The 19,781-nt window shown below is 37.8% G+C and carries 14 protein-coding genes; 9 read left to right on the plus strand and 5 right to left on the minus strand.

Features of this window, described 5'->3' with window-relative positions:
• The first annotated feature begins 54 nt into the window (after positions 1 to 54).
• Both R3F25_03150 and R3F25_03155 read left to right on the plus strand, forming a co-directional pair.
• On the plus strand, positions 55 to 915 hold the full coding sequence (locus tag R3F25_03150) for an MBL fold metallo-hydrolase (protein ID MEZ5495812.1): 861 nt from the start codon (positions 55 to 57) through the stop codon (positions 913 to 915).
• Positions 916 to 1,069: 154 nt separating this feature from the next.
• Positions 1,070 to 4,036: a VIT domain-containing protein gene (locus R3F25_03155; GenBank protein ID MEZ5495813.1), complete on the plus strand. Its 2,967-nt coding sequence runs from the start codon at positions 1,070 to 1,072 to the stop codon at positions 4,034 to 4,036.
• Between the two features lie 101 nt (positions 4,037 to 4,137).
• Here the strand turns inward: R3F25_03155 and R3F25_03160 are convergent, their stop codons facing one another.
• Both R3F25_03160 and R3F25_03165 read right to left on the minus strand, forming a co-directional pair.
• Positions 4,138 to 4,740, minus strand: a complete 603-nt coding sequence (locus R3F25_03160) for a hypothetical protein (GenBank protein MEZ5495814.1) — start codon at positions 4,738 to 4,740, stop codon at positions 4,138 to 4,140.
• Between the two features lie 151 nt (positions 4,741 to 4,891).
• On the minus strand, positions 4,892 to 5,398 hold the full coding sequence (locus R3F25_03165) for a cob(I)yrinic acid a,c-diamide adenosyltransferase (GenBank protein MEZ5495815.1): 507 nt from the start codon (positions 5,396 to 5,398) through the stop codon (positions 4,892 to 4,894).
• A gap of 101 nt (positions 5,399 to 5,499) precedes the next feature.
• Between R3F25_03165 and gcvT the strand changes: the two genes are divergently transcribed.
• From gcvT to R3F25_03200, 7 genes are all read left to right on the plus strand, one after another.
• Entirely contained in the window at positions 5,500 to 6,573 is a 1,074-nt protein-coding gene (gene gcvT / locus R3F25_03170; GenBank protein MEZ5495816.1) for a glycine cleavage system aminomethyltransferase GcvT, read from the plus strand.
• An 18-nt stretch (positions 6,574 to 6,591) separates the two neighbouring features.
• On the plus strand, positions 6,592 to 6,999 hold the full coding sequence (gene gcvH / locus R3F25_03175; protein ID MEZ5495817.1) for a glycine cleavage system protein GcvH: 408 nt from the start codon (positions 6,592 to 6,594) through the stop codon (positions 6,997 to 6,999).
• A gap of 51 nt (positions 7,000 to 7,050) precedes the next feature.
• Positions 7,051 to 8,403 (plus strand): aminomethyl-transferring glycine dehydrogenase subunit GcvPA, encoded by a 1,353-nt coding sequence (gene gcvPA, locus R3F25_03180; protein MEZ5495818.1) that lies wholly within the window; start codon positions 7,051 to 7,053, stop codon positions 8,401 to 8,403.
• Positions 8,404 to 8,521: 118 nt separating this feature from the next.
• Complete coding sequence (locus R3F25_03185) at positions 8,522 to 10,264, plus strand: FlgO family outer membrane protein (GenBank protein ID MEZ5495819.1); 1,743 nt, start codon at positions 8,522 to 8,524, stop codon at positions 10,262 to 10,264.
• A 101-nt stretch (positions 10,265 to 10,365) separates the two neighbouring features.
• Entirely contained in the window at positions 10,366 to 12,483 is a 2,118-nt protein-coding gene (locus R3F25_03190) for a choice-of-anchor Q domain-containing protein (GenBank protein ID MEZ5495820.1), read from the plus strand.
• 116 nt (positions 12,484 to 12,599) lie between these two features.
• On the plus strand, positions 12,600 to 12,881 hold the full coding sequence (locus tag R3F25_03195) for a TonB-dependent receptor (GenBank protein ID MEZ5495821.1): 282 nt from the start codon (positions 12,600 to 12,602) through the stop codon (positions 12,879 to 12,881).
• Positions 12,882 to 12,944: 63 nt separating this feature from the next.
• Positions 12,945 to 15,491 carry a serine/threonine-protein kinase gene (locus tag R3F25_03200; protein ID MEZ5495822.1) on the plus strand — a complete coding sequence of 849 codons (2,547 nt, stop codon included), beginning with the start codon at positions 12,945 to 12,947 and terminating at the stop codon, positions 15,489 to 15,491.
• Here R3F25_03200 and R3F25_03205 read toward each other — a convergent pair whose 3' ends face one another.
• Genes R3F25_03205 through R3F25_03215 form a run of 3 tightly spaced genes read right to left on the minus strand, consistent with a single transcriptional unit; the run spans position 15,492 to position 19,710 of the window.
• Positions 15,492 to 17,765, minus strand: a complete 2,274-nt coding sequence (locus R3F25_03205; GenBank protein ID MEZ5495823.1) for a DNA internalization-related competence protein ComEC/Rec2 — start codon at positions 17,763 to 17,765, stop codon at positions 15,492 to 15,494.
• 24 nt (positions 17,766 to 17,789) lie between these two features.
• Positions 17,790 to 18,476: a lipoprotein-releasing ABC transporter ATP-binding protein LolD gene (lolD, locus tag R3F25_03210; GenBank protein MEZ5495824.1), complete on the minus strand. Its 687-nt coding sequence runs from the start codon at positions 18,474 to 18,476 to the stop codon at positions 17,790 to 17,792.
• Positions 18,469 to 19,710 carry a lipoprotein-releasing ABC transporter permease subunit gene (locus tag R3F25_03215; GenBank protein ID MEZ5495825.1) on the minus strand — a complete coding sequence of 414 codons (1,242 nt, stop codon included), beginning with the start codon at positions 19,708 to 19,710 and terminating at the stop codon, positions 18,469 to 18,471. Before R3F25_03215 ends, lolD begins: the two co-directional genes overlap by 8 nt.
• Between the last annotated feature and the right edge of the window lie 71 nt (positions 19,711 to 19,781).

The following is a 19,781-nucleotide window of genomic DNA, read 5'->3' on the forward strand; positions in this document are numbered from 1 at the left end:
CTTGAACCAACACAACGCTTCATATTCTAATGATTCAATTTCCGATACTGTATTATGATGAAAGTAGAAACTTTTTTTGATAAAGACACCTCAACATTTACATACATTGTGATTGATGAAAGCACTGATAAATGCGCTGTGATTGATTCCGTACTCGATTATGATCAGTATTCTGGTCGTTTTACTACAAAAAGCGCCGATAAGATTATCGAATATATTCGTACCAACAACCTAACCAACGAGTGGATACTTGAAACTCATATCCATGCAGACCATATTACTGCTGCTTTCTACTTACAAAAACAGATAGGTGGAAAAACCGCAATTGGTTCAAAAATAACTGACGTCTTAAAACTCTGGGTTCCCTTATTCGCAACTGAAGAAGACACTCCAATCACCGGAGAACAATTTGATGTTTTATTTGAAGATAGCGAGACTTTCAGTATTGGAAATCTGGATGCAAAAGTAATGCACACTCCAGGTCACACTCCGGCCTGCTCAACCTATCTCATTGGAGATTCAGTGTTTGTCGGAGACACTTTATTCGCTCCCGAAAGGGGAACCGCCAGAGCTGATTTTCCCGGTGGAAATGCTTCGGATTTATTCGAATCGATTCAAAAAATTTATCGACTCCCTGATGAAACAAAAATCTATCTCTGTCATGATTATCCCACTGTTAATGAAGAAGCAATCAGTCAAACTACAGTTGCTGAGCAAAAGCAACTCAATGCGATGATAAAGACAGGTACGAAAAAAAAGGATTACATTTTGATGAGGGAGACAAGAGATAAAACACTGAGTGTTCCTAAACTCATACTTCCATCAATTCAAACCAACCTCAGACTAGGAAACTTTGGAAAAGTATCAAAAAATGGCAATCAGTATATAAAAATTCCCATTAATAAAATTCAATGATAATTTCTTAAAATATTGTTGAGCCTATGGTGTAAAATTTAATTTGAATTAGATTCAAATTATTTTCTGAAAGTTTTAAGGAAAATCTCTGGGAATTTAGCCCTTTAATATAACCCATTCGTATACAGACTATTATAAATTTTGAGAAGCTGAAATGAAAAACTGTATTGTTACTGTATTATTGATATTAACTTTTTCTATAACTGTATACGCCCAAAACCAGCCTACAGAAAGAAGACCTCCCCCACCAATCACAATCACTCCAACCGAAAGAACCGAGCATCCTGTTGAGGTCTCAGCATTTCATGTTGATAGCAAAATTTTTGGAAATCTTTCGCAAACAGAAATCACAATCAGCTTCTATAATCCGAACAACCGTACTCTTACTGCTGATTTTATTTTTCCCATTCCAGAAAACTCCACGATGAATGGTTACTCACTTGACATTAATGGCGTGATGATTGATGGCGTAGCTGTTGAAAAGAAAAAAGCCCGTGTCACATTTGAAAAAATTATAAGACAGGGGATTGATCCGGGTTTGGTGGAAAAAGTCGCCGGCAATGTATTTAAAACGAGAATATTTCCGCTCAATTCAAAACAATCCAGAACCATTATAATTAAATTCTCCACAGTTCTTGCAAAAAATAATGACGCCTATGCGTATCAAATTCCGTTAATGTCCGGTCAGTTGGTAAAAGAATTTTCAATCAAAGTAGAGGCTATTAATCTGGATGCTAAACCAATTTTCACCGACAGCCAGTTCGATAAACTTGATTTTTCTAAATGGCATAATGCTTATATGGCGGAATTTAAAAAATCTCAATTTACTATTGAAAAACCAATAACAATTAAAGTTCCTGACTTATCAGGAGATACCGTTATCATAGGGAAAAATACCAATGATGAATATTGGTTTTCAATCAGCCAAAATCTGCATGAGAATTTTTTCAAGAAATTAAAACAAGACAAGAAAAAACAAATAAATAAAGCCAACCTCATCTGGGATGCTTCCCACTCCCGCAGAGATGCAAATCATGAGACAGAACTCAAATTATTGAATGAGTTTTTCAATCAATATCAGGATTTGCAAGTCAATTTGTATGTATTGAGAAACAAGGTTAAATTTGTGGAGAAATTCAAGGTTAGCAATGGCAATTGGAAAGATTTGAAAGCTCATTTGAAAAATATCGAATATGACGGAGCAACCAACTTCTCAGAGTTGAATAATATAAATCAATATTCTGATATCAACTTACTTTTTAGTGATGGTTTGCACACTTTTGCCAAAAAGGAAAAAATCAAATTCCAGCAGCCGCTTTTCGTATTTTCCAGCAATCTCAGCAATAATACCAATTTCAACCGGCAACTGTCGGAACAAAATGGCGGACAATCGTTTCACCTAACTGACCAAACTGACTTTGAAAAAACTATCAACTCATTCACTCAAGCCAGATTGCAGATATTATCCATTGAAGTTTTGAAAGGTAAAATAGAAAACTTGGCAGATTTTCCCAAATCAGTCAACCTCAACAATCCACAGCCACTCACTGGAAAACTCTTATCTGATGAAGCGACTCTGCTGATTCATTACGGACAATCAGGCAATATCATTGAATCAACAAAAATTGTTTTGAATCGAAATGATGTCTTGGAAACAGACCTACCGGAACAAATTTGGGCTCAACAGAAATTGCAATCACTACAGAAAGATGCAGAATTTAACAAGTATAATATTATCAACCTCAGTCAGAAATATTCTTTGGTTAGTGACTTTACCTCATTGATTGTACTGGAAAACTTGCAACAATATGTAGAACACAAAATCGAACCTCCAAAATCTCTGCGCGAAATGCGTCAACAATACTTTGCTCAGATCACGCAAAGCAAAAAAGACAAACAGGAAAAAGAATCCAACAAAGTCGAACAAGTCATCAGCATGTGGCAGGAAAGAAAAAACTGGTGGGATAAAGAATTTCCAAGTAAGCCAGCTAAGAGAATAAATAAACCACAAGAGAGTTTTGAAGATGAATCTGATGATAGAGTTGTAATGAATAGTGCACCAATCTTAGATTTTGTAGCTAATGAAGAAGAAACAGAAGAACTTGGCAAGCAGATTCCCATTGGAGCACCGATGCGAGCTCCTTCATCTGAAGTTAAAAGCAAGAAAAAAGAAAATTCTGCAAATGTTGCCTCCATCAAAATCAGCGAATGGAATCCGGATACACCCTATTTAAAAGCACTTGAAAATACAAAAAAATCCAGTCGGGAAAATAAGTATTATCAATTAAAGCAAGATTATCTCAACTCCCCTGCTTTTTATTTTGATGTTGCCAACTTCTTTTTCAAAAATGAACAACAAGAACTGGGATTACAAGTTTTATCCAATATTGCCGAACTAAAGATTCAGGACAGTCGTTTGTTACGCACTATGGCGATGAAACTCAGAGAGTTTAACTATCTGGATTTAAGCATTGATACTTATCGCAAAGTTCTTGAAGACAGAGACGAAGAACCTCAATCCTATCGTGATTTGGCATTGGTTCTGGCACAAAGAGCCGATCAATCCGACTCAACAAAAGAAGATTTGCAACAAGCCATCAAGCTATTATACAAAGTGATTACAGAAAGCTGGGATCGTTTTCATGGAATAGAAGTTACAGTTTTAATGGAAATCAACCAATTGATTCCAAGATTACAAAAACACAGTATTGACTACTCGTTTGTTGATGAACGACTGATCCAGTTGCTGGATGTGGATATGCGTATTGTCCTTAGTTGGGATAGTGATATGACAGATATTGACCTTTGGGTTATTGAACCCAGCGGTGAAAAAGTGACTTACAGCAACACTCTTTCATCTGTTGGTGGTATGTTCCATCAGGACTTCACGGGTGGTTATGGGCCTGAAGAATATCTCATCAAAAAAGCACCTAAAGGCGAATACACTATCAAAGTGCATTTCTACGGCAACAATTCTCCGGAATTGACAGGTGCAACCACACTTTATGTCGATGTTATAACCAACTTCGCTCGTGGCAGTCAAAAGTCACAGACCTTGAGTCTTAGACTGGACAAAGCTGATGAGGACTATTTGGTTGGGAAAATTTCTTTTGGCGAATAATTAACCGAGACGGCGGAGTTGGGTCTTACAACTCCGCTTTTTTGGTGGTTTGGAAGCTGTTTTAAAGGCAACGATTCTGGTTCTATTCATTTCTTCTCTGCCTAATCATCCCATATAAATAATTCAGGCGTATCTTTATCTTGCTTGTACTTACAATCCCCTGTCAATAACAGAACGTAATAAAACATTTCATATGGATCTTTAATTCCCAAAGAGTTTAGAGATTTAACCAGTTTGGTATTATTATTTTTTAATTCCCAGTTATCAATAACCCAATACATTAGATTATCTATATATGTTAGGATATCACGATTAATTATTTTACTTGAATCATCAGTCTTAAATGCGCGGTTGATTTCTTTGATTGGATATCTTTTTGACATATCATTAAGTACAGAACTTAGATAAGCATCATAAACTTCACCTTTATCAAATAAATTACTGTTACATTCTTTGATTATTGAGTTTCTTTTTAGTATTGCTAATAAACCAGAATCTAACAACATATTTAGTTCATCAATTGCCTGCTTTGTATTGTCGGGAGGAGTTACATGCTCTTTTACATAAATAGGCCAAAAATATGACCTATCAATTCCCTCATATAGACTTATTGTCCTATAAAATTTAATAGTCTTTCTAGTCTCGATGTTGTTTGAACAACCTAAAAGAGAGAGTATTACTAAGATCTTTGATAATGTTTTCATTTTTTCAATATTTTATCTATATGGAATACAGTTGCTACAGAATTCATGCCCAACTCTAGCATCATTTGGTATTTTAACTGAATAACCTGAGACATACATCTCTCCAAAAATATCCTACGAATCAATGGGATCAAAGTTATTGGTTTTTAAATTAAACATTCCACAATTCCTCTTCAGTCTCATCGGTCACTCTGGCGACTACAAACAACCAGTCAGATAGTCGGTTGATATAAACTTTGAGCAAGGGGTTGAATTCATGTGATTTTGAAGCACTTACAACTCTTCGCTCCGCTCGGCGACAAATGCTTCTGGACATGTGTAGGCGAGCAGTCAGTTCGCTTCCGGCAGGTAATACAAAGTTTTTTAAAGGTAGCAATGATTGATTGTATGATTGAATGGAATCATCCAGAGTTTCAATATCCTTGTGTTTAATCAGCAAGGAGCCCTCTAAACATAAATCACCACCATAATTAAAAAGTGTGTTTTGTAATTCTTTCAGTTCTTTTTGCAACTTTGAATTTGTACAAACACAGCGAACCAAACCAATCGAACTGTTCAGTTCATCAATTACACCTATGGCTTCAATCAATGAATCATCCTTTGCTATCCTTTCTCCTGATGCGAGCCCTGTTGTTCCGTCATCACCTGTTTTTGTCACAATTTTACTGAGTCGATTGCCCATATTTTTCTTAATCTACTGGTTTTATTTTGCAACAAATAGTATAGTTCACAAAGTTTAAATTTAGCAAACTTTGTTCTATGAAAAAAACCTGTTTACATCAGGCTCATATTGATTATGGGGCCAAAATGGTTGATTTTGGCGGTTGGGAAATGCCAATCAATTATGGCTCACAAATCGAAGAACACCATGCGGTTCGCAATGATAAAGGCATGTTCGATGTTTCGCACATGACCGTTGTGGATTTGCATGGCGATGACAGCGAAGCTTTTCTATTGAAGTTACTGCCTAACGATGTCAGAAAATTGAACGATGGCAATGCCCTTTACAGCACCATGTTGAATGAAAATGGCGGTGTGATTGATGATTTAATCGTCTATAAACGCGGCGAAAACAATTATCGAATTGTTGTCAATGCAGCCACTCGCGAGAAAGATTTGGCATGGATGGAAAAGCAAGTAAGTCCATTCAATGCTCAGCTTCAAGAAAAACCGGAACTGGCGATGATTGCGGTTCAAGGACCCAATGCCATTGAAGCCTGTTTGAAAGTTTTACCTGAAAATATTTCTCAGCAATTATCTGAGCTCAATAAATTTTGTGCCATTGATGCGGAAAATTATTTTATTGGCAGAACCGGTTACACCGGAGAAGACGGTGTCGAAATCATGGTCGCCGAAGATAATGCTCGCAAGTTGTGGGATGAGTTGGCAAGTGCAGGAGTTAAGCCTTGCGGATTGGGTGCCAGAGACACGTTAAGACTGGAAGCCGGAATGCATCTGTATGGACAAGACATGGACAAGAATATCAGTCCTTTGGAATGCGGATTAACATGGACTATCAGAAAAACTGACAATGACTTTATCGGGGCAGATGCTCTGCAAGCCATCAAAGACAAAGGCATCAGCAAAAAAATGACCGGCGTCGTGCTTGCAGAAAAAGGCATTCTCCGTCACGATCAAGAATTAATTGATGAAAACGGACCTTGTGGAATTATCACCAGCGGTTCTTTTTCACCCAGCGCTGAGGTTGCCATCGGTATGGCAATCGTTAATAAAGATATCGGCAAAGATGTCAAGGTACAAATTCGCAAAAAACAATTAGCAGTGAAGTTGGTAAAACTACCCTTCGTAAGAAATGGTCAATCAAATATTTAGAAATTAGAGAGAAACATTATGAGTTACGTTCCAGATAATTTGAAATACACTGAATCTCATGAATGGATTGAGATTTTGGATAACGGGAATATCAGAGTGGGTATTACCGAACATGCACAAAGTGCGTTGGGTGACATTGTGTTCGTTGAGTTGCCTGAAGAAGAAAGCTATGCCGCCGGCGATGATTGCGGAGTTGTGGAATCAGTAAAAACAGCATCAGATATTTACGCACCAATCAGTGGTACTATTGTTGCGGTTAATGATGCTCTTGAAGATTCGCCGGAACTGATCAATGAATCACCTTATGATGATGGCTGGATTTTTGAAATGGAAATCGAAGATGAAGATGATTTAGAAGATTTGTTAACGTCTGATGAGTACAAAAACTCAATTGAAGAAGATCAAGACGAAGACGAAGACGAATAAATTCACTTATACAAAAAAGACACATAAACAGATTGGTAACAGGAAAATATTATGCCTTTCATTCCACACACGGCTGAAGATATAACAAAAATGCTGGAAGCGATTGGAGTTGACTCCATTGAGCAACTTTTTGATGAAATCCCTGAGGAACTCAAAGTTAGCGAACTGCAAAACATTCCAAAACAAATGAATGAAATGCAAGTCAGTCGTTTTATTAAATCCAAAGCAGCGCAAAATTCACAACTCAGTTGTTTTGCCGGAGGTGGAGCCTATGAACATCACATCCCTGCGGCAATCTGGCAACTGGCAACCCGTGGTGAGTTTTATACCGCATACACTCCGTATCAGGCAGAGGTTTCTCAAGGAAGTTTACAGGTCATTTACGAATACCAGACCATGATGACCAAACTCACCGGTATGGAAGTGAGCAATGCTTCACTTTATGATGGAGCTTCAGCCCTGGCAGAAGCAGCTTTAATGTCTGTTCGTGCCAATCGAAAGTCCAGATCAAAAACCATTCTGGTTCCTAAAACGGTCAATCCAATCTATAAAAAAGTTTTACACAATATTGTCCATAATCAGGACATCAAAATTGTCGAGTTGGATTATGATCACACAACCGGAAAAGTGAGTTCTGAAAACTTAAAAAAATATCAGGATGAGGACATCACCGCATTAGTCATTCCACAACCCAATTATTTTGGAGTTTTTGAGGATGTCGATGCTTTAACCGATTGGGCCCATGAGAAAAACTGTTTTGCTATTGCAGCTGTAAATCCAACATCCCTGGCTTTGCTCAAAGCTCCGGGAGATTGGGGTCAAAAAGGAGTTGATATTTGTATCGGTGAAGGCCAGCCTCTGGGAGTTCCACTTTCAGCCGGCGGTCCTTATTTTGGGTTTATGACATCAAAAGACCAGTACATCCGTAATATGCCCGGACGCATTGTTGGACAAACAACCGATTTGGATGGAAAACCGGGTTATACATTAGCGTTTCAGGCTCGCGAACAACACATTCGCAGAGCTAAAGCCACATCCAATATTTGTACCAACCAAGGTTTAATGGTCACCGCAGCAACGATTTACATGGCTTTATTAGGCGAACAAGGACTGAAAGATGTTGCCACCGCTTGTATGCAAAACATGCAATATCTCAAACAAAAGCTTGCTGAAAATGGAATCAAGCAAATATTCAACAGCCCCAACTTTCATGAAGTTGTGATTGAAACCAAACAAAGTCCTAAAGAAGTTATAGCTAAACTTGCAAGTCAAGGCATTCTAGCCGGTGTTGATTTAAGTTCCGACTACCCGGAATTGGGAAATGCTTTATCAGTTTGTGTTACAGAAACCAAAACACACGAAGATATTGATAATTTTGTCGAGCAACTGGTTCAATTAAGCTAACAAGACCGAAAATAAGACACAATGGTCATTGCAAACAACTTTGATTGACCATTGTGTTAGTTGTTCAAAAAGTTTGAATCACATATAATATTTTCATTCCTAAGATTCAATCAAAAATTTGCAATACCAATTTGGCAACATAACCATTGATACTAAAAACTATCGTATTTTGGTGAATGGCGACATCACACCAGTCAAACCACAGGTTTTTAATTTGATTGTGTATTTAATTGAAAACCATCATCGGCTGGTTACTAAGGATGAAATTCATGCAAATATTTGGTCGGGACGAATTGTTTCAGATACTTCAATCAGCACCCATATCAAATCAGCCCGAAAGATTCTTGGTGATGATGGTAAAAAACAGAAAATCATCAAAACCTATCATGCTCGCGGTTATCAATTTGTCGCTACTTTTAAAGAAACTGTTTCTGACAAACAGGAAATTGTTAATCAGGCTCTGAAAACAATTGTCGTTTTGCCATTCACAAATATAAAATCCGACCCGCAAACTGATTATCTCAGTTTTGCCCTGGCAAGCCAGATTATCAACGACTTAGCATATCTGCAAAACTTCAATATTGTTCCGGCAAGCATGATACGAGAGTTTATCAATTCCAAAGCCAACCCAACTGAGATTGCAATTGAACTTAACGCAGAGAATGTCGTTTGTGGAAATTATTTAATTGAAAATGATGCTATCAGAATCAATTTTGAAATTATTGATACTCAATCCCAAAAAGTCATATCACAAGAACAAATTGAAGACCGACATTCCAATACATTTAAATTACAAGATCGTGTTTCGTCAAATGTCATCTCAGCATTCAATGGACAATCAAAAGGAAAAGTGTCGAATCCAAGCAGAGTCAGAAATATTCCCAAAAGTGCACTTGCTTTTGAATATTACCTCAGAGCGATTTCTTATCCATACACCAATGAGGGACATCATCTCGCCATAGAAATGCTGAAGAAGTCATTAGACTTGGATGATTCTTTTGCACCGAGTTATCCGCATCTTGGTAATCACATTCGTTTATTGGAACAGCACGGAAGAATTTCTTCCGAGAATAACCAATCTACTGAGTGGTATTATCAAAAAGCATTAGAACTTAATCCCGAGCTTGTCGAAGCACTCATGAATCTGGCGCTTTACTACACCGAAACCGGCAAACTGGAAGAAGCCTATTTCATTGCTCGACGAATGTTTAAAATTAATCCAAATTGTGCTGAATTTCACTTTATTCTTGGATATATTTTCAGATATGCCGGAATGGTGGATGAAGCCATCGAAGAGATGGAAACAGCTTTAAAATTAAGTCCTGATAACAAAAGATATCGTTCCATAATTTCAACATACATCGGAGCCGGCAAGTATCAGCAAGCACTTGAAAAAACCTATCTGGGCGATGAGGTTTATGCCGATATTTTCAGCGGACAAATTACATTTATGCAGGGCAAAATAGAACAAGCTCGAAAACACCTTGAAAATGCTTTGAAAGCGGATTCTCATGGTTTATCCGGTTTGGTTGCAACCGTTTATCTTGCCGTTTTGGATAATAACTTACTGATAGGCAAAGAGTCACTCGAAAAAATTGTCGATACAAAAATCATAGACGCAGAAAATATGTTTTATTTCGCAGGTTTTTACGCACTACTTTCTGAACAAGAAAAGTGTTTGGAGCTATTAAACAAAGCTGTTGATTGCGGATATTACAACTATATCCACATTCAAACCACACCGAATTTAAACTCTGTCAAGCACTCCGATAAATACCAAGAAATACTAGCTAAAGCGAAAAAAGGAAGTGAATCTTTTAAAAAAACTGTACGCGCTAATCCGGTTCAGTCGAACAGTTAAACCACCTCCAATCACAAGTTCACAAATAAATCATATTTTGTTCAAGTTTGAATCTGCGAGCAGCATTAGTATTGTGATTTAGTATCAATTACACATTAGAAATGAATCCAAAAACGACTATCGCTTTAATAATTTTAATTTCCATAAACCTCAACCTTTACGCAGCAAACATTGTTGTAAATTCAAGTTCCGGTTCTGTAACCGCAAGTGATGATGGGTTTTGCACATTACACGAAGCTGTGGAATCTGCAAATTCAAATACGGCCTCAGGGCAGCTTATAGGAGAATGCATTGCAGGAGAATCACTTCCGACTATTGATACGATTACTTTTGCATCATCAATATTACCGGCAACGATTCATTTGGAATTGCCTATTCAATTATCAGAATCAGTCAATCTTTCAGGTCCTCACAAAGAATTACTCACTTTAAGTAGTATTGGCTTAGACAGAGTTCTAAAAGTTTCAAACCTAACACCTGCTGATTTCATGATTGAAAAACTGACTATTTCAGGCGGTTTCACCGGAGTCGGAAGTCTTCCTGTTGGGGTTGGAGGAGGAATGTTAGTTTCTCTGGCAAACTCGAGTTTAACAATTGACCGGGTGTATTTCACCAACAATAGTGCAGAATACGCCGGAGGAGCTTTGGGAATTGCTTACGGCGGAACTTCAAATAACACCGTCACCATCGAAAATTGCGAGTTTGATAATAATAACACAATCGGTTCAACCGCAAACTCAGGCAATGTCGCCGGTGGCGGTGCTATCTTTATTGGTGCATTTCAGAATGTAACAATAAACAATTCGACATTTTATGATAACCACGCTATTAATAATATTGCTCTCAATCCCACGGCACCGGCTCAAGGTGGTGCAATATTGATGCTTTCTTCATCGTCTGTTGCAGTTTCTGAACTTACCATTGACAGTTCGACTTTTGATGAAAACACCGCTTATGGTGTCGGAGGTGCAATCTCAATTGGTGGTGCTAACTTTGTTGACGACTATTCCATCGTTAATATCAAACATTCCACAATTACAAGAAACGAATCTAACCCTATCATGACCGATCAAGGAAGCGGAGGTGGAATATATACCAGCACTGTCACTCCGGTAAATATTTTCAACACCATCGTTAGTACCAATGTCGATTATTCAACCACAACAAACTATCCAAATATTTCGGGTGATTTTAATACTCTGGGGCATAATTTCATCAATTTCAGCCAAACTCATTCATCCATATTCCCTCTGGGAATGCCAAATATCAACAATGACCTTGTTGGAACATCGGTAGCTTTACCCAAATTAAACCCTCTAGCATCCAATGGAGGATCAACATTAACACGTTCCTTACAGGATGATTCTCCGCTGATTGACCAAGGGAAGTGTACGAATATAATAACCGATCAAAGAGGTTATTTTGATATATTCAATCAAGTTCGCAGAGTTGACAGAGCAGAAGCTAATTTAGCCGATGGTTGTGACATCGGAGCTTATGAAAAAGAAGCGATAGAGAGCAACTCATTTCCTCAAGCCAATAATGATAGTTTTGATATTCTGGAAGATGGCTCAATTGATTTATTTGATAATTTAAACGTCCTTGATAACGATAATGACCCTGAAGGTGATACCTTGGTTGTCATTAATGCCGGATTGGTAGCAACAAACAGTTCAACAATTCCAAATCCCGGCAACGTCGATTTATGGAGCAATGGCGACTTTACATACACTCCACCGGCGGATGAATTCGGTATTGTTGATTTTCGTTATATCATTTCAGATGGCAATACCAATGTTGGAGCAGATGTTTTCATCAATGTTTTGCCTGTCAATGATGCTCCAAGTTTCAATCATGGTTTCACAACTATTTCGTTTGCAGGAACAAATTCCATTGCAGGAGTTCATGAATATGAAAATTGGGCAACGAACATCTCAACCGGACCTGCTAATGAATCTTCACAAAGTTATCAGTTTCAAATTCAAACATTCGGAGACACTTCAATTTTTGCAAATACACCAACAATCTCTCCCACAGGAACTCTTTGTATTGAGCTAGCGGAGAATGCACTGGGAACTGCAACAATTTCAGTAAAGTTAAAAGACAACGGCGGAACTTCCAACGGCGGAATTGATGAATCAGCCGAAGTTATCATACAGGTTTATGCCAATCTGGATTTAATATTTAGCGATTCTTTTGAGAACAATGGCAATTCTTAATTTAAAAATTCAAGAGGAAAATCATGGATAAAAAATACATTATCAGTTCACTTTTATATGCACTTTTCGGACTCATACTAGGTGCGATTATGGCAGCCACATAAAACCATAATCAAATGGTCACACATGCACATATCATGTTATTGGGCTTCGTCACATCGTTCATTTACGGTGTTTGTTACAAACTTTGGATACCAAATCCATCTAAGAAAATAGCAATAATTCAATTCACTTTTCACCATGCTGGAAGCATTCTCATGCTTTCGGGCTTGTTTTTAATTTATGGAAAAATCATTCCAGAGAACAAAATTGAACCGGTTATGGCTATTTCATCAGTTGCAGTCATTTTCGCAATCATCTTGATGATTTATCAATTACTTGCAAATAAAGCCGAATAGTTAATTGATACCCTTTTAAAAACTTTGCTAGAATAGAGTTTGAAGCAATAATTTTGGGTATTGATGAATTCGGAAGATAAGGACAAAATAAATTCTTTGTTCAAGAAGGTCGTGACAATGGGTACGATTGATGCTTTTCAGTTTCTGAATTCTGTTGAAGATGACCCTGAAATCGTTGAGCAAGTCATCAAACTGCTTTCAGACTCTCAAACCCGAACCATTTTTCTGGAAGGTAACCCAGAACTTGAAAACATCCTGCAACCCATTTCTCTGGAACGTGATTTAGTTGGTCAGTCTATTGGTAATATCGAACTCATTCAATTGCTTGGCAAAGGTGGAATGGGTGAAGTTTATCTGGGAGAGGATAAACAACTACAAAGAAAAGTGGCTGTCAAAACCATTCGGGGGATTTATCGCCCCAATGAAAATGCCAGAGACCGCTTTCGTCGCGAAGCCCTTATCCTTTCCAAACTCAACCATGAGAATATCTGTAAAATCTACAATATCATCGAAATTGATGATATCGACTTTTTGATTTTGGAATTTGTTGACGGCATCACGCTGGATAAATATCCGCTTTACAAACTCTCTTACGCTGAGAAACTCAAATTAGCCAAATCTTTACTGAATGGTTTGTTAGTTGCCCACAATGAAGATATTGTTCATCGCGACATCAAGCCTGATAACATCATCATTGCTAATGATAGAAATATTAAGATTCTGGATTTTGGAATTTCAGCTTCTCTCAAACAACCAAACATTCAGAAAAGCACCGACACTCATCCGACTTTACCGATTTCAAAAACCGCAGCCGGTTCCATTGTAGGCACATTGGGTTACATGTCACCGGAACAAGCGACACTAGAGGAAATCAGTACAGCTTCAGATATTTATTCCCTTGGAATTATCTTTCAGGATATTTTTTCATCTCAACCGGCTCACTCATCGAATTTATCCAGTGAGCAATTGTTGAAACGAGCCCAAAAAGGTGAAACTGATGATGTTCAAAATGTCCCTGCTGATTTAACTCAGCTCATCAACCGCATGAAAGCCCGGAAACCGGCGTCCCGGCCAACAGCTTTTGATGCCATTGAAAAACTCGATAAAATCATCACCAAGCCCAAACGCCGCATCAAGCAATTTGGTATTGCGGCTTTATTATTGTTATCAGTTCTGGCATTCAGCAAATACACCTATGATTTGAAGCAACAAAAGCAGGAAGCGGAATCTGCTCGTAATATTGCCGAACAAGCTCGTCTTGAAGCAGAAACTGCCAAGGATGAAGCCGAACAAGTGACTGCTTTTTTGGAGAGTTTCTTCACCGCATCTGACCCATACAACCAACAAGGAAAGGAAATCACTGCATCGGAAATTCTTGAAGATGGTGCCAAGCGAGTTGATGAGGAACTCAAAGACAAACCTCAAATTCTGGTACGAATGAAATCAATAATTGGTAATGTTTATCGCAAACAGGGCAAATATGATGAAGCTCGTAACCAACTTGAGCAAAACTTAAATATTTTTGAAGATAAAAAATATTCCAACACCGAGCAATATATTGACACATTAGGCGCGTTGGCCGAGGTTGAGTTTTTCGCTGAAAATTACAAAAGAATGGAAGAATTAACATCTAAGGCGATTGAATTAACAGAAAAAAATAATCTGACAGAAAAGCCTTTTTATCTGTCTCTGAAATTCAATCAGGCCGCAGCATTTGAAGAACAAGGCGAACATCAAAAAGCGATTGAAATGTTCGAGAACCTCTTAAAGATATATCTGCAAAATGAAGCAAAATACCGAATCGAACTTGTCACTGCATACAACTATATTGGGTTAATCAAAGCCAATGCCGGTGATAATGAATCAGCACAAAATGATTTGGAGAAAGCACTCACATATCTTGATGAAAACAATGATGAAGATATGGAGTATAAAACCGTGTTGCATGCCAATCTCGCTACAATTTATAAAGATTTAGGAGAGTATCAAAAAGCCATTGATACAGGATTACAAATTGCCAGATATAGAGAGAAAATCCTCGGTCTTGAGCATCCTTATACTGCAATTAGTTACGATCAGGTTTCCAGAGCCTACCGACTTTTCAAAGATTATGAAAACGCACAAAAATACAACCAAAAAGCGATTGATATTTATCTTTCAACAGATACCAAAAATGTAGATTATGCGACCGTCTTGGGGAATAAAGCTCTTATATTAAGTGCGGAATCGGCTAATTACACTGAGGCAGAAAGTTTGTTTTTGGAAGCCATTCAAATACTTCAAGATAAACTCAAAACTGAGGATAACCGTCTCATTGCCAGTCAATATGTTTCATTAGGAGAAAACTATCTGAACCAAATGAAATATAACAAAGCAATGGAAGCTACTGAGAAAGCCATTTCAATCTTTGACAAATTAAAGCGTCCGACAAAAAATCATGTCACTCAAGCATGGTTCAACCTTGCTAAAATCTACGGCAAACTTAATCAAAAAAGCAAGGAATTGGAAACTTACCAAACTTTACTACAAAAATTATTACAAGAAAGTTCTCGCGATGAGGAAGCAATAAAAGAGGTAACTGAAAAAATCAACTTTCTTTCAAAGGAGTAATCACAAATCCCAAATATTTCTTTTTTTGTCTCTATAAGACTCGATTGAAGTTCCTTCACTTAAAAATTTAATCTCAATCATTCCTTTTTCTTGTGTGTCGTAAAATTCGATACTTTTTTCAAGGTAAATTTGCTTAATTTGAGGATGAGGGTGATTAAACTGATTCATGAAACCGGAGGAGTTAATTGCAAATTTCGGATTGACTGCTTGAATGAACTCCAAACCAGAAGAGGTGCGGCTTCCATGATGCGGGACAATTAAAACATCGCTTGCAATTGCTGTTTCAAGGTGATGAGTTAACCGATATTCGACAGGTTCTTCAATATCTGCTGTAAGTAAAACCGAGCCATATTCAGACTGAATGTGAATCACACAAGACGAGTTGTTTCCAAAATAAGGATTGATCTCAAACGGGCTTAGAATGGTAAAAATGATATTGTTCCATTTCCAGTTTCCTCCTGATTGACACAGTTTATGGTTTCCATCAACTGACAATGTTTCAGCTTTCGGAAACACTTTTAAAATATCCTCAACACCTCCGGCATGGTCATTATCGAGGTGAGAAAGAATGATTTTATCAATCTTATTAACTCTGGAAAAATTCATAAACGGAATCACGACTGCATTAGCCATCGAAAAGCCGGACTCATACTTTGCACCGGTATCATAAAGCAAAACTTTATCTTTAGTTCGAACAACAATCGACAATCCTTGCCCAACATCCAAAACATTAACGGTGAACTCATTATCTTCAATACTATTTTCAGGTTTGATAAAAACTGGTAATAGCAAAAATAAGCCAAACCAACGCCAGCGAAGGACTGAAGAAGAAATGAGCAATATTGAAAAGACTAATGCACCTATTATGACAAAGAAGCCATTGTTTGTTGCTGAGACCACCAGATAATCAAAATCTTTAAAAATCTCTAAGATGCCTAAGAAAATTTCAGAAATAAATTCTGTTAGCGAAAATGCAAATTCTCCAAGTTCCGAAGAAACTGGAGTAATCAGCAATGAAAACATGATTGTTGGAATTAATAGCAAAGAAACTAAAGGCAAAATAATTAAATTGATAATCGGTGTTAATAGATTGATTTGATTAAAAATAATCAACATCAAAGGTATTAATCCAATTAGAATCAGTAATTGTGCTTTGGTAAAACTCATCAGTTTCGAGCGATGGGGCATCCGGCCGGTAAAAACATAAATCAAGATAGCAACAGCGGTAAAAGAAAACCAGAACCCAACATCCAGAACACTGAATGGATCAAACAACAAAACTAGTATCAACGCAATTGACAAAGTGTTCCATCGTGATATATTTCGTTTAATGATGGGTGAGATTGAGAACACACAAACCATAATCAACGCTCTGAGCGTAGGAATGGAAACTCCCGCAAGCATGGTATAAATCAAAGCCAACAAAATGGCAAATACCGCTTCAAATTTAAAACGATTGATGCGTTCGCTTGGAAATATCGCAAAAAACAATCTGCCGATGAAAGTTCCTAACAATGCAACCAAACCGATATGCAGACCGGATATAGCAATGATATGAGCTGTTCCCGTTTGTTGAAACATTTGTGAATCTTCAAAATCGATCAGACTGCGGTCACCGATGGTTAAAGCTCTGACTAAACCCTCAACTCTGAGGTTACTGATGTTTTCTGAAATCAAATCAGCAATATTGGATCTAGCACGATTGATATGATTTATAAATCGGAGTGATTTTTCTTCAAGCAACTCTCCTTCTTTGACAGTCGCTGTTGCATCATAGCCTTGTCGAAACAACCATTTTGCATAATCAAATGATCCGGGATTTTTAAAACCGTGTATGGGTTTGGGTTTGACTTCAAGAACCCAGCTTTGCCCGGCTTTCAATATTGTTTCATTGTTATACCAGCTCACCAGAATTTTTCGTAATGGGAACTCGGGCTTTGAACTTTCGACAGCAAAGGCAAACTTCTGCCGGATTCCCAAACGTCCCATATTGGTTTCAACAGGCAAATCGACAATCGTTCCAACAACTTCAATCGTATCAAGGGATGTGTCTTGATATTGGTGTTTTTTTGCAATGATTGCAGAATAGTTTGCAAGGATACTTCCAAGAATTAATCCAGAAAGAAGAAATTTTATCGGTTGTGAAAGTTTTTTCCGGAGAAGAAAAACAGCACACAAACCAATGAGACAGAATATCAATACATTGTAATTGGCATGCTCTATCCAGAGCAACTGACTCATTGCTAACAAAAAACTGCCGGAGAAAATTATCATGACAATTCCTTTGCCTCAATTCAACTATTGTCGAACCAAATGACCTCCGCTGAGTTCATAGATTTTGTTCATCTTTGATGCCAAATGTTTATCGTGAGTGACAATAATCATACCATTATTCTGCTGTTTGTTTAGTTCCAGCATCAATTCCATAACTTCCGAAGCAGTGGTTTCATCAAGATTGCCCGTTGGTTCATCTGCTAACAGACAAGCCGGATTGGTGACTAAAGCCCGAGCAATGGCTGCTCTTTGTCGTTCTCCTCCTGAGAGTTGCGCCGGACGATGAGTTAACCTGTCCTGCAAACCGACTTTGCTGAGCAATTGTTCTGCTTTAATACTTGCAGACTTTTTACTTTCTTTAGCAATAAGTAAAGGCATCATTACATTTTCCAAAGCGGAAAACTCAGGAAGTAAATGATGAAACTGATAAACAAACCCTAAATATTGATTACGCAACAAACCTCGTTTCTTGCTGTTTTGTTTTGAAAAATCATTCCCTTTGAGAATCACACTACCCGAAGTTGGATTATCCAGTCCACCGAGCAATTGGAGTAACGTGCTTTTACCGGCTCCGGAGGCACCCATAATCGCTACGCTTTCGCCATGTTCAATTTGAAAATCGATGCCATTAAGAACCGGAATTTCAGTATCACCGTCTTTAAAAATTTGATGAACATTATGACATTGTAAAATAATTCCTGAGTTATTCATATCTCAATGCCTCTGCAGGTTGAATTCGACTGGCTCTCCATGCCGGATAAATCGTCGCTAAAATTGTTAATGTAAAAGCAATCACAACAATAGATATGACATCAGAACTCTGAACATCTGCGGTTATATCACTGATGTAATACACATCCGAAGACATAAAATCCACTTCAAAAAAGCCTTCCAGCCATGAAATTATCGAGCTGACATTGAATGAAATCAAAAGCCCAAGTGCAGTTCCTATAATCGTACCAATAGCTCCTATCACCACGCCCGCAATAATAAATATTCGGGTTACCTGCGAACCTGACATTCCCAATGTTCGTAAAATAGCAATGTCGCTGTTTTTTTCTGTCACCAGCATCACCATCGTAGATAAAATATTGAACGCCGCTACAGCAATTATCATCGAAAGAATAATAAACATCACAACCCTTTCCTGCTGAGTGGCTTTATAGAAATTCGCATTTTCCTGAGTCCAGTCTCTGACTCGCAAAAAACCACCGAGTTTTTCTTCAATCTCATAGGCTATTTTTGGTGCTTTCATCAAATCAGTTGTTTTAATGCGGATTCCTTCAATACCTCCATCTGTTTTTTCCAGATTTTGAGCATCATTCAAATGAATTAAAGCCAATTTTGCATCATATTCATAAGCACCCATTTCAAAAATTCCGACAACGGTAAATCTTTTCAATCGGGGCAAAACACCAACTGCCGTGGTTTTAAACTGAGGAATGTAAACAACTACTTTTTCTCCAGGACCTGTGCCCAATTGTGCTGCTAAATCCACGCCTAAGATGATATTGTATTCACCGGCAACCAAATCGTCCATTGAACCATATTTCATCTTTTCGGCTAACTGAGTGACATTTTTTTCATATTCAGGAGAAACGCCTTGCACCAATGCTCCGGTAGTTCGATATCCCTGAACCATTGCCTCTGAGGCAACGTAAGGTGCAGCACTGACAACTCCGAGATTTTCTTCTGCGATTTGAATCGCACTTTCCCAGTCTTGAATATAATCATGTCCGTATGCAGAAATCGTCGCATGTGCCACAGAGCCAAGCATTCTTTCCTTGAGTTCCTTATCAAAGCCGTTCATAACAGAAATTACAACAATCACTGTCATGACACCAATGGCTATGCCTGCCATTGAGATGAGCGATATAAATGAAATGAAGTGATTCTTCCTCTTCGCCCGAGTGTACCTCAAGCCGATAAACAATGGTAAGTTCATTAAATGATGTTATTCCTTAAAAGTATTAAGCTCTGACAATTATTATTTAATCTAATTCGAATTATATTTTA

It is taken from the genome of Gammaproteobacteria bacterium, assembly GCA_041395445.1.
Classification (GTDB): Bacteria; Pseudomonadota; Gammaproteobacteria; order Xanthomonadales; family Marinicellaceae; genus NORP309.

Bases quoted from the DNA above. Each gene is read 5' to 3' on its own strand.
- R3F25_03150 (MEZ5495812.1), top strand. From the start codon at position 55: ATGATGAAAGTAGAAACTTTTTTTGATAAAGACACCTCAACATTTACA.
- R3F25_03155 (MEZ5495813.1), top strand. From the start codon at position 1,070: ATGAAAAACTGTATTGTTACTGTATTATTGATATTAACTTTTTCTATA.
- R3F25_03160 (MEZ5495814.1), bottom strand. From the start codon at position 4,740: ATGAAAACATTATCAAAGATCTTAGTAATACTCTCTCTTTTAGGTTGT.
- gcvT (MEZ5495816.1), top strand. From the start codon at position 5,500: ATGAAAAAAACCTGTTTACATCAGGCTCATATTGATTATGGGGCCAAA.
- gcvH (MEZ5495817.1), top strand. From the start codon at position 6,592: ATGAGTTACGTTCCAGATAATTTGAAATACACTGAATCTCATGAATGG.
- gcvPA (MEZ5495818.1), top strand. From the start codon at position 7,051: ATGCCTTTCATTCCACACACGGCTGAAGATATAACAAAAATGCTGGAA.
- R3F25_03190 (MEZ5495820.1), top strand. From the start codon at position 10,366: ATGAATCCAAAAACGACTATCGCTTTAATAATTTTAATTTCCATAAAC.
- R3F25_03195 (MEZ5495821.1), top strand. From the start codon at position 12,600: ATGGTCACACATGCACATATCATGTTATTGGGCTTCGTCACATCGTTC.
- R3F25_03200 (MEZ5495822.1), top strand. From the start codon at position 12,945: ATGAATTCGGAAGATAAGGACAAAATAAATTCTTTGTTCAAGAAGGTC.
- R3F25_03205 (MEZ5495823.1), bottom strand. From the start codon at position 17,765: ATGATAATTTTCTCCGGCAGTTTTTTGTTAGCAATGAGTCAGTTGCTC.
- lolD (MEZ5495824.1), bottom strand. From the start codon at position 18,476: ATGAATAACTCAGGAATTATTTTACAATGTCATAATGTTCATCAAATT.
- R3F25_03215 (MEZ5495825.1), bottom strand. From the start codon at position 19,710: ATGAACTTACCATTGTTTATCGGCTTGAGGTACACTCGGGCGAAGAGG.